General features: G+C 42.0%; 9 protein-coding genes. 2 read left to right on the plus strand and 7 right to left on the minus strand.

Annotated elements, in window-relative coordinates; translation table 11 throughout:
* The first annotated feature begins 169 nt into the window (after positions 1 to 169).
* On the plus strand, positions 170 to 1,051 hold the full coding sequence (locus G602_RS27640; protein WP_044932806.1) for a hypothetical protein: 882 nt from the start codon (positions 170 to 172) through the stop codon (positions 1,049 to 1,051).
* A gap of 77 nt (positions 1,052 to 1,128) precedes the next feature.
* Here G602_RS27640 and G602_RS29375 read toward each other — a convergent pair whose 3' ends face one another.
* The 5 genes from G602_RS29375 to G602_RS0119795 form a co-directional block, all read right to left on the minus strand.
* Positions 1,129 to 5,667, minus strand: coding sequence for an MBG domain-containing protein (locus G602_RS29375; RefSeq protein ID WP_026660544.1), 4,539 nt, complete (start codon positions 5,665 to 5,667; stop codon positions 1,129 to 1,131).
* 417 nt (positions 5,668 to 6,084) lie between these two features.
* On the minus strand, positions 6,085 to 9,054 hold the full coding sequence (locus G602_RS0119780) for a glycosyl hydrolase 115 family protein (protein ID WP_044932809.1): 2,970 nt from the start codon (positions 9,052 to 9,054) through the stop codon (positions 6,085 to 6,087).
* Between the two features lie 90 nt (positions 9,055 to 9,144).
* Positions 9,145 to 10,971, minus strand: a complete 1,827-nt coding sequence (locus G602_RS0119785) for an ABC transporter ATP-binding protein (RefSeq protein WP_026660546.1) — start codon at positions 10,969 to 10,971, stop codon at positions 9,145 to 9,147.
* A complete protein-coding gene (locus G602_RS0119790; RefSeq protein WP_026660547.1) occupies positions 10,964 to 12,790 on the minus strand; it encodes an ABC transporter ATP-binding protein in 1,827 nt (608 codons plus the stop codon). The genes G602_RS0119785 and G602_RS0119790 overlap by 8 nt, the downstream gene beginning before the upstream one ends.
* Before the next feature lie 16 nt (positions 12,791 to 12,806).
* A complete protein-coding gene (locus G602_RS0119795) occupies positions 12,807 to 13,514 on the minus strand; it encodes a hypothetical protein (RefSeq protein WP_026660548.1) in 708 nt (235 codons plus the stop codon).
* 124 nt (positions 13,515 to 13,638) lie between these two features.
* Between G602_RS0119795 and G602_RS0119800 the strand changes: the two genes are divergently transcribed.
* Positions 13,639 to 14,313, plus strand: coding sequence for a PilZ domain-containing protein (locus G602_RS0119800; RefSeq protein WP_026660550.1), 675 nt, complete (start codon positions 13,639 to 13,641; stop codon positions 14,311 to 14,313).
* A 67-nt stretch (positions 14,314 to 14,380) separates the two neighbouring features.
* On the opposite strand, the gene G602_RS0119805 is transcribed toward G602_RS0119800, so the two are convergent.
* Both G602_RS0119805 and G602_RS0119810 read right to left on the minus strand, forming a co-directional pair.
* Positions 14,381 to 14,680, minus strand: a complete 300-nt coding sequence (locus G602_RS0119805) for a hypothetical protein (RefSeq protein WP_026660551.1) — start codon at positions 14,678 to 14,680, stop codon at positions 14,381 to 14,383.
* Positions 14,681 to 15,043: 363 nt separating this feature from the next.
* A complete protein-coding gene (locus tag G602_RS0119810; protein ID WP_196808730.1) occupies positions 15,044 to 16,720 on the minus strand; it encodes a C1 family peptidase in 1,677 nt (558 codons plus the stop codon).
* Between the last annotated feature and the right edge of the window lie 23 nt (positions 16,721 to 16,743).

Below are 16,743 nucleotides of genomic sequence, written 5' to 3' on the forward strand. Positions count from 1 at the left end.
TTCGTCTGTTCAAGAGACCATATATGGTATCAGGGTGTATCATCCACTTTTTTCCACAGATTGTTTATATAATCGATGTAGGATATAATTATAGTAACCACACAGTTGGTTTGATTCTATTTTCCTGCTTTTATGGTCTGAAGAACAAATACCATACAAGGAGGATAAATTGAAAAAAGTAACAATTAACCAAAAGTACAAGGACTCAGTTTTCAGAATGCTATTCAATAATAAACTAGAACTGCTTTCTTTGTACAATGCCGTAAATGGCACAAACTATGAAAATGCGGATGATCTTGAGATTAACACTTTAGATGATGGCGTGTTTCTGAAGATGAAAAACGACATCTCTTTTGTCTTCGGCTTTGAACTCAACCTTTATGAGCACCAATCAACCAAGTGTGGAAATATAGCTTTAAGGTTTTTATTCTATGTATCAGATCTGTTCTCCGGAATGATAATCAGGGATGATCTGTACAAAACCAAGGTTATCGAGATACCCGCACCAAGATTTGTTGTTTTTTATAACGGGCAGGAAATTGCAGAAGATCGGGTAATATACAAGCTTTCCGATCAATATGCCACGAAGCTCTCTGCCCCGGAACTTGAGCTTACGGTAACTCTGATCAACATCAATGAAAATCATAATCCGGAACTTATGAATGCTTGCAGGACACTTAAGGATTATTCTATTTTCGTTGGTCGTATAAGAAAGTACGCTCTGACAATGGTTCTGGAAAAGGCCGTAAAAAAAGCAATTAGTGAATGTATAGCCGAGGATATTCTTGCTGATTTTCTATCCAAGAATCGAGCGGAGGTGATTCGAATGAGCGTATTAGAATACAATGAAGAACTTCATCTAAAAAATGTATATCAGGATGGTTACGATGACTGCGCTGCTCAGAAGGACGCTGTTATCCTTGAAAAAGATGCCGCTATAGCTGCCAAAGATGCTGTTATAGCTGAAAAAGATGCTGCTTTGACTGAAATGAATGCCAGAATATCCGAACTTGAAGCACTATTGGCAAATCTTATCAATAAAGATAATTAAGCACCTACCATAGGAAATAATTGGAGCGTCCCCTTTGATCATTGGAGACGCTCCTTTTCTATAATGAGAATCCGTTATCAGTTTACAGTTACTGCCACTTTCTTGGCACAACCATTTTTAGCATATACATAAATAGTACATGTTCCTGAATTAACACCTGTCACTTTGCCTTTCTTATCAACCGTTGCCACATTAGTATTAGTTGTTTTGTATCGAAACTTAGGTGCATGATTGTCAGAAAGTTCTTTCCCTTTGCCCTTCTCCATCTTTACAGATGCCTTAATCTTGGATGTTTGTTCCTTATCAATTGTTATACTCTTTGTCTTCAGCTTTATGTCTTTTGGATTTTTATACTCTTTACTGTCCTTTCCTGCAAAGTGGGCATTTACAGATTTTCCTATGATATTCCCGTTGCCGTCATAGGCTGCCTCATACAGCTTAAAGTTCTTGGTAAAGTCTATCTTCTTATCCTTTATCTTCTTGATCGTTACAGAATTGGAAGTCGTTGACTTAGTTGGCTTTTTAGGATATTTCTTTCCACAGTAGGTAACATAAGCCTCATACTTAGCTACACCTTCCGTCTTATCCCAGGATATCTTTATCTTGTCGTTTTTCTGAGTTATCTTAAGGCCTGAATAGAAGCCGACCTTCTCTGCCGGTTCGTCAACATATGCAAGAGCATATGTTGAAAAATCACTAATAACTAACGGGATATTTATTGCTGTTGTTCTTGCAATTATATTTGAAGCATTATTATGTACCTGGATAACCAAGAATGTTCTGATCATTCCGGCAGGTGCACGTTTATCCTCAGGAACCTCCAATTCTACTCCTATTTTATGCTCTCCCGTGCTTTCTATCTGTCTTGAATAATTCTGTCCTATGGAGAGCCAGAGCGAAAGGTCAAGAAACATTGCTACATTTGCATTATTACTTACCTTTTTGATTTCTTCCTCAGTAAGATTTTTATCCTGCTGAGGTACTGAAGCATCAATATTTTTCATAATTAGTTTCAGTATTGAGTTCTGTCCAGAATTTACCATAGCCTTTTCCTGAGGCGTCATAATATTATTAGTGAGATTATTATCAAGACCCGAGACACTGGCCTTAGGCGTATTATCCTCCTGGATTACCTCTTCATTGGTAGTGCCCTGAGTACCACTTTTATCCTGGGTATACGTGTAAGTAAATGTCTTGTCTGTAGTTATAACCATGGAAGTAGTAGGTACGACATCCCAGTTTCCGGCCTTGTAATTATCATTTGGTTTTGATCCAACTGCCGGTATCTGATTCTCAGTTAGTTTTAATGTATCTCCTTCATAACCTGAAAGCACTACGTTTTTGTCTTCTGTCGTTCCATCATTCCATGCACCGTTTACTACCTTGAAGGTAACTGTGTAGGATACCGAAACTTTCTCTCCAATCACAACAACTATACATGTAGCTGTACTATCATTGTGATTTGCATCTCCCTTTGCTTTATACCATACGTAATAGGTTCCGGCGTCGGTTTTTGTCGGGATGGATGTGGTATAAGGTTGTGTGGCTCCGTTTGCATCGCCGAGGGCGTACTGCATTTCGCCGCCAGTGGCCGTTCCTGCTGTCACAAGCGCCTGTGCGGAACCGGTGTAGGTCAGCGTCTTGGCCGTCGGGACTTTGGTAACGGTTGCTGGTTGTTTCTCGCTGATCGTCAGCGTGCCGTTTGCATAGGTGATGGTGTAGTTGTCACTCGCGGTTGCGCCGGAGGCAACGATGTCATAGGTACCTGCCACATTATTGTCCGGGGTGGCTGCACTGCCATTCTTCTGATAGGCCAGCGTCGGAGCAGTCGTCAATGTATCTGTGCCTACAAGTCCGGTAACGGTATAGAAATCTGCGCCGGAGAGCGTAGGAACCGTACCACCTACATAGATGCTCTGATCCTTCGCGGTGATCGTAAGCGTCTTTGTATTGACCGTAATTGTAGCAGTAGTTTCTGTATCAATTGTTGTGTCAGACTCATATTTTGCCGTAACCGTAGCGGAGCCTGCCTTCAAAATCTTAACAGTCGCAGTTGCCCCGTTAGGTGTGATCTGGAACACCGTCTCATCGCTGGTACTCCAAGTCCAGTTGCCTGTTCCAGTTCCTTCGTCTGTCACGCTACCTATAAGTGTGAAATCCGCATCGCCGTAGGTCTTAGAAGCGGGAACACCTGTGATGTCCACCCCTGCGTCAGACTTTGCCGTGAGCGTTATTTTGACATTAACCGTGGAATCGGCATAGTTGGTAGAACCGATGGTCACAGGCAGGGTGACGGTATCTCCCGCCGCGCCGCCAGAGAGCGTGGCTGTTACAGCGCCGCTTGTTGCATTCACAACGAAGTTTGAAACCGTAACGCTGCCGGTCTTGCTCGCGGACCCCGCCGAATAAGTCAGCGTTCCAGCGTCATCGGACATTTTGCCCGCCACGGACTCAGAAACGGAGGTCGCTGTATACAGCAGTGTGTCCGTCATGTCCGCGATGGTCTGTGCCTCCGCCTTGTAGATATTAACTGTGGCAGTCGTGGTATTCGACGCAAGGCTGTAATTTGCGTTTTTGAGCGTCACGGTGACATTGACGGTCTTGCCGTCGCCCGCATTCGCATCGGACATTGCGCCGGTAACGGTGTAATCTTTATCTTCGCCCACCGTAAGTGCCACGGCTTGTTGACTGCTGTCCTTGAACGTAACGGCGCTGATTGTGACCGCTGTGCTGTCCTTATCGTAAGTGCGGTTCGTCGCCGTCGCGCCAGTAATAGTCAGAGCTATGGGGGTGATCGTGAAATCCGCCGTTGCGGTCTTGTTCGTGTCCACTGTGATGCTGGCGGTATAAGTACCTGCATTAGTCGGCGCGGTTGTGCTCTCTGTGTAGTTCGTGCTGCCGCGTCCTTCATATTCAATCGTTGGCATGGTCAGTCCAGCATTCATCCATGCAATGGAATCGGAAAAGCTAGCTCCTTCATAAGCGCTGCCAGAATAGCTCGCATCAGCGGCACTCAGAGTCAGTGTTGCGGGAGAGTTATGCAGCTCACAACTAGTATCATCGCAAATCGCCGTAATGGTTGCTCCACTGGCAGAGTAAGCAAAGTTATGAGTGTGAACTGGAGTAAATCTGACTGCTTTAAACTTTGAATCAATGTTTTTATAATATGTGGAAGAAGTACCTACATCAACAGCAGATCCTGTCATATTAACATTTTCCCACCCCTCACTCATTGCACCAGTTCTGACCATTGCATTAATTGCGGCGGTTGTACCTGTAACCATTACTCTTGATGAATTATCTATTTCAATATTTCCAAGATTTTTGCAGAGTATTCCATATCCGATTCCATGTGCTGTTACATCCGCACTAACTATACTTATATCATTAGTCGCATATATTCCATAACAATATTGTGCAGCAGTGCTAGTTCCAACATTTGCATTAACCTCTATTGTACAGTTTTCTATACTAATGTTTTTTCCGGTAGCAGCATTCATTACTCCGCAACTTGTGTAAGCTCCACTAACCTCGGCATTATTTATTGTCAGCTTATCAGACTTGGAAGAACCTTCTATCGAAATATCACCCCCGGAATAGTTATAAATTCCCCTCTTAGTAGTATCACTTGATAAGTTGCTAATTGTGATTATATTGGTGCCATTTAAATGAATCAGCGTATCTTGATCTGCACCTATATAAATCCCATTATATCCATTTTGTTGATTACTTCCTTTTCCACTATACTGATAATTTGTCAGTGTTAAGACTTTCGTTTCAGGATTATAACTTGCTGTTCCTGTTTTCGTTCCGTCTGTTGCCGGAATATCATTCTTATTTGCACTCGTCACCTGTGTACCGCCGACGTAGAGGGGGTACTGTGTTGGCACAGAGAACGTGTTGCTCCCAGAATCAAACGTCACCTTTGACAGATTCAGTTTTAAAGCGGGACGCACTCCGAAAGCATATTCCTCCGCCCCGGCATCGTAACGGACACCGCCATCGCCGCCCACATACGCCGCAAGGAGGTCATTGCCGCCGGGCGAGCGGAGCCACCATTGCTTATCGCTGCAGTTTCCTCCTGTAAATTCTGCCTTACGAACATTCACAGGAAGAGATCCCGCTTCCTCCGTACTTAATAGATACAGTTTTACTCCATTTACAGTCTCAAATACCTCATTACTATTATATTTATTGATTGTCAAATTGACTGTCTCAATGGCATCCGCCACACCTGCGAAGGCACCACCTGTCCCTGTCATGCTATCAAGATAAGCCTTCACTTGAGAAGTGCTGTATATGTTGCTGAAACTCTCATGAAATGTTTTTGTGCCAAAGCTTGTATCTGCAGAAAGCAGCGTAACTGTTCTACTCGTGGCACTTGAGGAATTATCCTCAATTATATACCATTGTCTTCCATTGAAAGTAACCTGTAATGCCGTAAGGTCATCACCGTTCTTGGTCTTGTTCGTCTCTGTAGTCACATCATAGTCGGCGTACGCCTTCTCAACCGTCGCCAGCGCCGTCACCCCCATCCCCGGCATCAGACCGACGACCATCGCCAGCGTAAGCAAAAAGCTCAGCAGCTTTCTTCCTAATTTTCTTTTTTTCTTCATTCAAAATTCCTCCTTGAAATTATTTTTATATAAAAAGACCGCCGAACCTGACAGGGTATACTTACCCCGTCAAATCCGACGGTTATCCATCACAAATGTAGTATTCAGTTTCAAGTGCCTCGCTGCCACAAGACGCAAAAAGAGCGCAGTTAGCCTGTGTTGTGCTGTTAACAAGCTATGTTTATTACACATAGCTGTCAAGTGCTTTTTAATATTCAAAATCATCCCCCTCATACCAACAAATTAATTGTCTCATATACAATTTTATATAATTAATTCTAAAAATAGTATTAATTTTGCGTAAATATTTATCAAACAATCTTTTAGATTGCAATTAAAGTAAAAAATAATTAGAACCTCTTTCATTATAAAAATCCCTCATACCACGCAAGTGATATGAGGGATTTTAGCTACTTATTACATTGGTCCAAGGAAGCTCTCAGGCAATTCCTCGCCTGTCCTGTAGAGGACAAACTTATCAAAAACTACTCCGGCATCACCGGCATAAATTGTGATTGCATTAACTCCTTTATTTAGGGTTACCTGCGTACTTGCTACATGCTCATGTAAAAGCACATCTTCGCACCACTGTCTGCAGGGGAAGTCTGTAAAATATCCTTCTGCTACCCCGGTTTCGATATTGATTTTTCCATCATTTACAGCATAACCAAACTTCAGTATTCCACCCTTAACTATGGGATTGGTCATGGTCAGATGAAAATCAAGAACATATTCCCCGTCATTTTCAGCAAACACATTATACTTCACGCATGGAACATTTCCGCTCTGTATATCTTTCTCACTAAAATTTGAGATTGAAGGAAGTACCTTTATGGCAGGCTTCCCGGTTTTTCCGAGGTAGTCTATTTTCTCAAAGCCTGCTACCGACACATTCTTTTTCTCATTATATTTCTCGGCATTTACAAGTATTATTCCGTTATTTTCCATGCAGAGATTTTCACTGCTGTAGCCGTCCGGATATACTTTCTTGTCTGCTTTGAAGATAATATCAACTTCAGTGAATGTGCCGTTATCAAAGCTGATCTTTACCTTCCCTGTTGCCTCGGTCTTTCCCGTGATCAGTTCCCTATTTACTCCAAATGAAACTGTTGATCTTCCTGTCTTTTCTGTTATTACATTAGCCTCATATGGTACAGGAACCTCTACTCTTCCCTTAGGTTCTTTGCATATAATCCAATCAGTGTCGTTTACAATTTCATATGAGTAACTCACATCTCCTCTGCTGTCGAGGTCAAGAAGCACCTCTTTCGTCTCCGGTCTTGTGAAACCGTAGCTTACAGGAGATGGAGGGCATTGCCAGTGTGCACCGTAGTTAACTGTTTTCTCGCCTCTGAAGGATACTGCAACCTTCGGTCCGTGAATCGGAGTCACAACCGACACCGTAGGATAAGTCCAGTCATACGCATCCCAGGACCTGAAATTAGTGTGATCAGAGCTCATCATGTGATTCCATTTGCCATCGTTAAACTTATGGAATTCTTCTACATAACGAATGTCTTCAGCTATCCTTTTTCTTACAGACTCCGCATATTTATTGGCATAAACACAGCCTCGCAGCGCAAGCTCTCTGTTCATTCCTGCCTCTACGTTCATAAGTACATTGTTAAGGCTGGCTGCTGCCTGATAATAAATCATACTCCTGTAAGCTGTGAGTGCCTCAGCTTCAAGTTCCTCATTCAGTCTGTCCGCAGTATCAAGTATATCCCCGGCATCCTGCAATACTCTGTCGCCCTCCATGAAATTCACAGGATTATATACATCAGCACTCATAGTCTCGGGAGTTCTCTGAGCATTAAATCTGGTATATCCCTCGATTACCTTTGCTATGTCTTTTTTCTGCTCGTCTGTCACCCCTGGGAACTGTCTGTCTATCCAGCCATGAACATACTCTTCTATCCTGTTTACAGACTTCTCACCGTACTTTTCATAGTCATATGCAAGATCCATGAAAAATGAAAGCGGATATTCATTGAGTTTCAGATCCCCAACATTTACAATCCACATCTGCCTTACACCTGATTCGTAAGCAAGACTCATCTGCTCCCAGGTCTTGGTAAGTCTCGTGCAGTTAACCCATTCATAACTTATGGGTGCACCGTGATAATCGAAGTGATAATACATGCCAAAGCCGCCGGGATGATTTCTCGTATCATCTGTAGGAAGTGCTCTTACATGACCATGATTATCATCGCTTAATAAAAAGATCACATCCTTAAGATCATCCCAATCCTTAAGTCCTTCAGCTGTTTCATCACCAAAATAATAGTCCTCAACCTCTTTGTAGATTGCCAGCATTCTGGGAACCTTCTGAAGTTCCTCGTTAACATTCTTTTTTATAAGCTCGTTCTGAACTCTTATTGCCTTCTTTATGACCTCAATATTGTCCTTTAAGGTAGCATCCTCGGGCATAAGCTTGGAATCAGCCTCTCCGCGCATGCCTATGGTTATTACATTTTCAAAATCCTTATTTCTCTTTACGCCATCCTCCCAGAACTTTGTTATGCCTTCCGCATTGGATAAAAAGCTCCAGGTATTGTCAGTACTATACTTCCTATACTGCTGCTGCCACTCATTACCGGCTCTGCACATGGGTTCATGATGGGACAAGCCCATTACCACGCCAAGCTTATCCGCAAGCTCTGCACTTTGAAGCCCCGGACCATCCTCTGAAAAATTAGAATTCCACATGGCAGGCCACATGTAATTGCCTTTAAGTCTTAGTAAAAGCTCAAATATCTTTCTGTAGCACCTGGCATTAACATCTCCGAATTTCTCTGTAGCCCAGTTTCCAAAGGCCGGCCACTCATCATTTATGAAAAAGCCACGATATCTTACAGAGGGTTCCTTTGAAATGATTTCTTTATCATTTTTTATAATAATCTCATTCTTTTTAAGCGGAGCTACGTCTCCAAAGTATATAAGCGGGGATACTCCGCACATCTCAGATAATCTAAACATACCGTAGATAGTTCCGCGCTTGTCACTGCCTGCAATAACAAGTACTTCTTTTAGTGATTCATTCTCTGAGAATGGTGTTTCAACGCAGGTTATCTTATATACCTCTCGCTTTCCATTGATATCATCGAGATTTATTTTTCCTTCTTTGCATAATCTGTCCAGCATCGGGCTGCTGCCTATTGTAGCCATTAGGACGGCACCGCTGCCTAAGGACCTGCCTCCCCCATCATCTGCAGGCTCTGATTCCAATATTTTTTTCGCATCTTCAAAAATCTCCGGCTTTACTCCCGTGACAGCCTCTATGTCCTCAGCCACAGTTTCGCCAATCATTTTTATACCTTCAAAGCTTTCACTCTCTATAATGAATGGTGCACATATATTATCCTTAAACAAATTAAAATCATGCATAAAAATTACCTCCGTACTTTCAAAGTATTACACATAGAAAGTACGAAGGCTTGCAATTTGTTGCTATTATTCTATTTGCTTTTTGCTGTTTTAGATTGCTGCAGCTTCCATCTCCTCAAACTGCCTTGAGAAAAGCTGATGATAATAGCCGCCCACATTTTTCATAAGTTCCCTGTGAGTTCCGCGCTCAATTATCTTGCCGTCTCTTACAACCAGTATCACATCTGCATCCACTACGGTTGATAATCTGTGGGCAATCATAAATGAGGTTCTGCCCTTTATCACAACGGATATGGCATCCTGAATTGCTTTCTCCGTAACCGTATCAATGGATGAAGTTGCTTCGTCAAGAACAAGGATTCTCGGATCAGCAAGAATAGCTCTTGCAAATGACAGGAGCTGTTTTTCACCGGTTGAGAGCATATCTCCTCCCTCACCAACATCACTGTCAAGTCCATTATCCATTCTCTCAACAATTCTGTCTGCCGACACAAGTTTTAATGCGTCCCATATTTCCTTATCAGTCGCATCGGGATTACCGTATTTTAGATTCTCCCTTACACTTCCCGAAAACAGATGCGGTGTCTGTAATACATATCCGATGTTGCTGTGAAGCCAGAGCTGTGATCTCTCCCTGGCATTTTTCCCATCAATAAGGACCTCTCCGCTTGTAGGTTCAAAGAATCTGCAAACAAGGTTTACCAGAGTAGACTTACCTGCCCCTGTCTCTCCAACGATAGCAACATTGGTACCCTGTGGAACCTTAAGGTTAAAGTGTTCAAGCACGTATTCTGTACCGTCAGGATAGTGAAAAGATACATCCTTAAACTCAACATCTCCGATAAGCGGTTCCCAGTTTTCCTTCTTAGGATTGAAGGTATCACCATATTTCGCAATGACCTCAGGTGTATCTGCCACATCAGATTGTGTGCCAAGTAGTCTTGTAAGTCTCTCAACATTGACCTGCACTGCTATAAGTTCGGAGATTGTAACAATAATGTTCTGGATGGGTTCAAGAATTCCAAGTGCATATGACAGGAATACCGAAAGTGTTCCTATCTCCATAACTCCCTCCATCGTTATCATTCCGCCTCTCCAAAGGACCAACGCAAGAGCGCAGGAAGAAAGCATTGTCACTGACGCTGAAAACATTGCGGAATAATGTGTGGCATGTACTGCATTTTTCCTGTAGTTTTCAGTATCTTCCCTGAAGTCACTCTGAATTCTGTCCTCGACAACCAGTGTCTTTATAGCCTTTGCACCGGTTATGCCCTCGTTAAAATTGCCTGTGATGGTAGAGTTCAGTTCCCTGATATGCCTGTTCAGGAGTATCAGGTGTTTCTGAAAATAGATTACAAGGAATACAGCTATCGGAATCAATACCAGTATGTACATGGCAAGTCTCACATTTATTGCAAGCATGACAATCAGCACAAACAGAATGTAGCTCCCATTCCAGACGATGTCCATCATTCTCCAGGCACACATAACACCTATTTTTCCGGTGTCACTCATAACTCTGGCGTGGATATATCCCACATTGTTCTGGTTAAAATATGAAAAGGACAGCTCCTGTAGATGGTTAAAAGCAGCATTTCTTAAGTCTCTGTCAATTGACATCTCGATTTCTCCGCACATATTCGCGCTGATAAAATCCATTACAAGCTTCGCGAGAAGTGTCAGAGCATACGCAATTGCAAAAACACCTATTCCTTTAATCGTGCCCCTGGCAACAAAATTATTCAGTGCATATCTGTTAAAGAGCGGCACAAAGGAATCCACCATGCTGACCATACTGCCCAGGAATATCATAACCGCCATCTTAGGAAGATAGGGCTTTAAAAAGGGCATAATTCTGGGGATTCCAAACCAGGGGAGCGAAACAGTCTTATTTCTTTCAGTCTTCTTCTCAGGCAATGTCTTCCCCTCCTCCCTGAATTTGAATATCATAAATTTTGCGGTACAGACCATTTTTCGAAAGAAGCTCCGAGTGAGCTCCCTCTTCAGCAACTTTTCCATGACTAAGAACAATTATGTGGTCTGCATGCATAAGCGTAGTTATTCTGTGTGAAATTATAATAGTCGTCGCCTGCCCTACATGCTTATCAAGAGCAGCACGTATCTTAGCATCTGTCTCAGTATCAACCGCAGAAAGAGAATCATCGAATATCATGATAGGAGGCTCTGAAACAAGCATCTGAGCGATAGCCGTCCTCTGCTTTTGACCACCTGAGAGAGTAACTCCCCTCTCACCTACAAAGGTATTGTATCCATCGTCAAAGTTTTTGATTGTCTCATCAAGAGAAGCCATTTTTGCAGCTCTCCTGATATCCTCCATGCCTGCAGATTTATTGGTTATACCGATGTTTTCATATAATGTTCTTGAAAAGAGAAAGGGCTCCTGAAGTACAAGTCCGATGTTCTCTCTTAAGTAGTGCATCTTTATATCTCTGATATCCACACCGCCTATGGTTATGGTTCCGCCATCTTCCGGAAGGCTATAAAGTCTGTCCAGAAGATACATCAGAGTTGATTTTCCGGAGCCTGTACCTCCGAGTACGCCCACTGTCTCCCCGGCTTTTACAGTAAAACTGACGTTTTTCAGAATCTCTGCTGTCCCGTTATCATAGGAAAAGCTTACCTTCTTAAACTCGATGTCCTTATCAAGAGGTGGCTCTCCTGCACCCTCCCTGTCACTCTCAACCTCTGAGTTCATGATATATCTCAATCTGTCTATTGAAACTCCCGCCTTACTCATTTCGGAAATAACTCTTCCGAGGATACGTACCGGCCAGGAAATCATGGCATTGTAGGAAATGAATGCAATAAGTTCTCCGACGGTAATATTTCCCTGAACACAGAAAACAGAGCCTGCTACAAGCACCGCCATTCCCTGCATTCCCGAGATCATATCATTGGATGTCCAGAAGGCAGCCAGTAGTCTCATAAGGTTAATCCACATCCTGGTATAATCCCTGTTTTTAGCCTCAAAGCGCTCACGTTCAAATTTTTCTCTTCCAAAAGCACGGACGACTCTGACACCTGTAAGATTTTCCTGCGCTATGGCTGAAAGCTTACCCTCTTCCACGTCTGCATGCTCGAAGGCGCTTCCTATCTTATTATGAAAAAATAAAGAATACAGAACTATAATTGGAATAAATGCAGCAGATATAAGTGACAGCTTTACATCAATCTGAAGCATAAAATACATTCCGAGAGCAATCATTATCACTATTCTAAATAGGGCTGTAAGCTGCTCTGAGAGAAACATTTTTATAGTCTCAACGTCTGAGGTGCAACGCTGGATGATATCTCCCGTATGGTTCTCACCATGCCACGAAAAAGGCAGATGGCATATATGCTCAAACAGAATATCTCTCATCCTGCATATCAGCTTCTCAGCAGCCATGGAATTAAACAGCTTGTTAAAATAACGGCAAGCTGCGCCCAAAAGCGCTATAGCAACCACCACAAGCGCTATTATGAAAATATGTCCTCTCAGGTAGTCCTTACCACCTGTAATATTTACTATTATCTGCATATAAAAGGGCATAACCGACTCGGAATCTCCGATCAGGTAGTCTACTGTATACTGGATAATCTTGGGATTTACCATATCCAGAAAAGCAACTGCCATGGAAAAAATTATGCCTATAATGAATAACAGAGTACTCCCCTTAAGGAAGAACAGGACCAGTGATGCTTTAGTAGGAAATTGTTCTTTAGTAGTTTTCATAGTCCTCCAATCGTTGTTAAAGTATAGCGACAGTAACCAGTGGTACAGCATTTTCGCCTACGCCCGCTACGGCATCTCCCAGGGTTCTATATGCCCCCTTTCTTACATAGGCTCCACCTTCTGCCCTACAATAGTTATTATGAATATAGAAGCCGTCCGATTCCTTGGAAATGCAGACCGTGTGGAGCTGTTCCCTGATATTCTCACGGTTCCAGTAAAAGGTCACAATAAAAGTATGAAACTCCTGACCAAGCCTGTCTATTACCAGTTTTTTTCTGGTGGTAACTTTTTTTACCTTATATCCTCTTTTTTTTAAATAATTGGCGGGTGCTGAGGGCGTAATTCCAAAACCGCCTTTAAGCGCAGCGCCTTTTTGTTCGAAATATCTGATAAGCTCTGATATTGTTGTATTCCTGTCCCCAAGGCACAAAAGAGCATTGTAGGTAGCAATTATCTCACAACCGGAATACGACATATTTGCATTTTTATGACTTCCAAATAAAACACTCCCCCATTGCATTTGATTTTCAATGAGTCTCCCCGAATGAAAAAAAGCATCCCCCTTCTCCTTCAGAAACCGCTCATTTTCCTCGAAATGCCTCTCTCTCAGCTCTCTCTTAACGGGGCCGCTGAAGAATGCAATTATTGAAAAAAAGGCTAAAACTACCCTATTGGGAATATATTTTGGAATTATTTTTTCATATAGTTTTGGTTTATTTGACATTTTCTTTCACCACGTTTTAATTTTTAGCGAAACCAACTTTACAAAACCTGGTTTCCTATGTTTTAATTTATAAGGTTAAAAAAGTTCAGGTACAAATAAACAAATAAAAACATGAGAGGGAACAATGAATATCACAGCACTTGCTCAGGGGACAGAGCTTACTGTAAGTACACTAATCGATAATATGCCGGTCAACATTAAGACGCATGCCATATCCGTGATGGATGATGCTCTTTTGGTTACACCGCTAAAATATCATGGCAAGCCAATTCCTGCTGCTACTCAGGCAACAGCGATCGCAGTGCTGCCTCCAAGAAATATGAAGGTAAGCTACCATCTACATTCGATTGTTCCTTATAAAAACTGGAATGATACCTATTATCTTATAAAAGGGTCTGAGATCATAACCGAAATTGATAATCAGAGAAAAGCAGAGCGCTATGTTGTAAACGCTCTGGGTAAAGCTGTTATCAATCATGTAAACACCACAAGCGCAATTATTTACGATATGTCAATTCGTGGTATGTCACTTCTTCTTGGCAAAAATGCTTATGCCAATGAAGGAGATATGATAAGACTTACATTTAAGCCTGAAGGTTATACAAAAGCCTTTGAAATAACACTTAAAGTAGTCAGGAACTTCAAAATAGGAACCTATGAAGCTGTCGGATGTAAGATGCGCGGAATCGACAGTCAACTCATGACCTATATCATGTACATAAAAAAACAAAAAGATGAGATCAGGCGTGTTCAATCCCAGTCCAGGGTGCTGGTACGCGATGAATCTGAATCGGCATGAGAATTACATAATAATAATTTACTATAAAAAAAGGAGCTGTGTTAAACAACTCCTTTATTTTTTATCATCAGCCTGCTGCCGGTACCATCTCATCCATTACGTCTGAGTTATCCATATTTTCATTTGTAACCATCTCATCCGTCTTACGCGGAGCGCGAACACCGAAGCTTCCCTCGTATCGCTGTTCCTTAAGTATCTTACGGATAGCTGCCAAATCCTTACTCATGTCCTCGCGTCTCTTACAAACCACTGTAGGTACGCTTCCGTTCCCCATCTCTACAATGTATCCGGCCTCACCGAGAATCTTCTGAATCTTAAGCTTATCTGTGGTACGAATCTCTGCAGGTGTCTTATCTTCTCTCCCCACTACAAACCTCCTATTACATCTACAATTAGCAGAATTTGTGTTTCAAGTTTCTTATACCACAAAATATAGCACATCCAAAATCACTTTGCAATAATTGGTATTACTTTAACAATGTAACATCCGCATAGAATCTACACTTCTTAGGATATCTGCAACGGAAATTCGTTAATTTTTATTTTTGCTTCATATTTGGCCTATTTTATGTTTATAAACATAATATTTTTACTTTATAAAACAGTCATATTTTGGCAACAAATTTATCCTAACATATACCTATCAGAGATGAACAACATCTTCTGAACCCCAAAAAACTTTTTTCATACAACATGGCCATGCGACTCCCCATCGCATGGCCACCTCCCATTAATGGGGATTTTTTTGTTTATCTTTTGTGTAAGCTTTGATAAAGAAATCCTTGTCAGTCTGTCTGATCATGGCAGTGCCGCTGACATCCTGCAGGTAGCTGTGTCCACTGGCCGTATTCACGGTATGAATAGCTCCGAGATTGATTTTCCATTCGTCCATGTGTTCATCTGTTGTGTAATTCATGGCCTTTTCGTATACAAGCTTTGTCTTTTTACCGGGACGTATCACAATTAGGTATTCCCGCCCGGCTTTAATGTCAAACGGTTGCTTCAAAGAGAACGTATGGTATCCTCCGGTGATGGATTTACATCCCATTGTTATTTTGGGTTTTCCCAGCTCATCCAAATCGACATACTGAGGCTCATCAGGCATTTCAAAAAAGCCGTTTTCATCCAACATATTTATAGTATCAGCAAACTCCTTGGCATCGATATCAGGCGCATTTTTTTCAGGCAGCTCATAGATGTATAGCTTATCATCCATGGCCGTACTCATGGAAAAGTAACCTAACGCCATAAGAGTCTCATCCTTGGAAGGCGTAATTGTAATACCATAGCGAGCGTCATTATTGTCATACATATAAACAACATTTTTCTGATCAACCATGGGATCCATAACGTGCGTGATAAATCCGGCATACTGGTAATTATTATCATACCAGTTGCTATCTCCGGGCATGGCTGAGTCATATGCCACCACGTTGTTATTGATGAGAATTTTATCCTCATAAGATAAATAAAAATATCCCGATGCTCCCTTTTCGGTGCCCCAGCTGTTTCTGCATATAAAGGCTCCATCCGTGGAAGGCTTTGTAATAAAATTCTGAGCGGGATAATCATCATTCCATCCCACAATCAGAATCTCATGATCTGCATAGTTGCCCTCTCCGTACTTTTTATAATCGTAAAGAGCCACCTTTTTTCCTGTCCAAAATTCCTTCTCAGTATTCACGCTGGCAGTGACACTTCCATGTTCCATTATCATCCTCTTAATAATGTCTCTGTTCTTTTCGGAGGCAGGAATTTCATATACATTTTGTACATGACAAAATGTATTTTCGTAAGGCGCAGTCGGAATATCAGCGTTTCTTGTATAAAGGTCATTTACTCCCTTAAGTACATGAATGGAATTACTGCCTGTATCGACCATCGGTCCCTTCCAGGCAGTAAGGATTGAGAGGCAGTAATCTGTAACGCCTCCCACCGATAAATAGCTCGTGTCATATTCACTTAGATATTTGTCCTCGGGATTAAAAACAAACTCTCTGTAATCATTATCAATTCCACCGTTTTGTGAGCCGGATGCGCGGTGCATATTGTAATAGGCGCTATGCTTCTCTGAAAGATTCAGTTCATTCGGATCAAGCTCACTGTGATTTATAAGAAGATCACTCTCAACAGCCCCCAAGGCTGCATAATCCCAGCAAAGTGCCGTATACCCCTGATTCCTCACATCTGTTATGTAGTCCTTGCCGTCAGCCTGGTCAGAAGAATAGAAGGAAGGCAAATCATCTCCTGTCACAATGGAGTAGTCTACTTCAGAGCCTCTTGCGACGCTTTGAAGGTCCTCCTCTTCATCATCAATAACAATTGCTTCACTAATAACCAGCTCACTTAATTCAAGCGGAATGATTTCTTTTTCTTTTTTTAAGGAATATGCTGAATTTGTAATCATTAAAGATGTCGCCGCAAAAATAC

This window comes from Butyrivibrio sp. AC2005 (genome assembly GCF_000424145.1).
Lineage (GTDB): Bacteria > Bacillota > Clostridia > Lachnospirales > Lachnospiraceae > Butyrivibrio.

Coding starts and splice junctions, on each gene's coding strand:
- G602_RS29375 (WP_026660544.1), bottom strand. CDS start 5,667: ATGAAGAAAAAAAGAAAATTAGGAAGAAAGCTGCTGAGCTTTTTGCTT.
- G602_RS0119780 (WP_044932809.1), bottom strand. CDS start 9,054: ATGCATGATTTTAATTTGTTTAAGGATAATATATGTGCACCATTCATT.
- G602_RS0119790 (WP_026660547.1), bottom strand. CDS start 12,790: ATGAAAACTACTAAAGAACAATTTCCTACTAAAGCATCACTGGTCCTG.
- G602_RS0119795 (WP_026660548.1), bottom strand. CDS start 13,514: ATGTCAAATAAACCAAAACTATATGAAAAAATAATTCCAAAATATATT.
- G602_RS0119800 (WP_026660550.1), top strand. CDS start 13,639: ATGAATATCACAGCACTTGCTCAGGGGACAGAGCTTACTGTAAGTACA.
- G602_RS0119810 (WP_196808730.1), bottom strand. CDS start 16,720: ATGATTACAAATTCAGCATATTCCTTAAAAAAAGAAAAAGAAATCATT.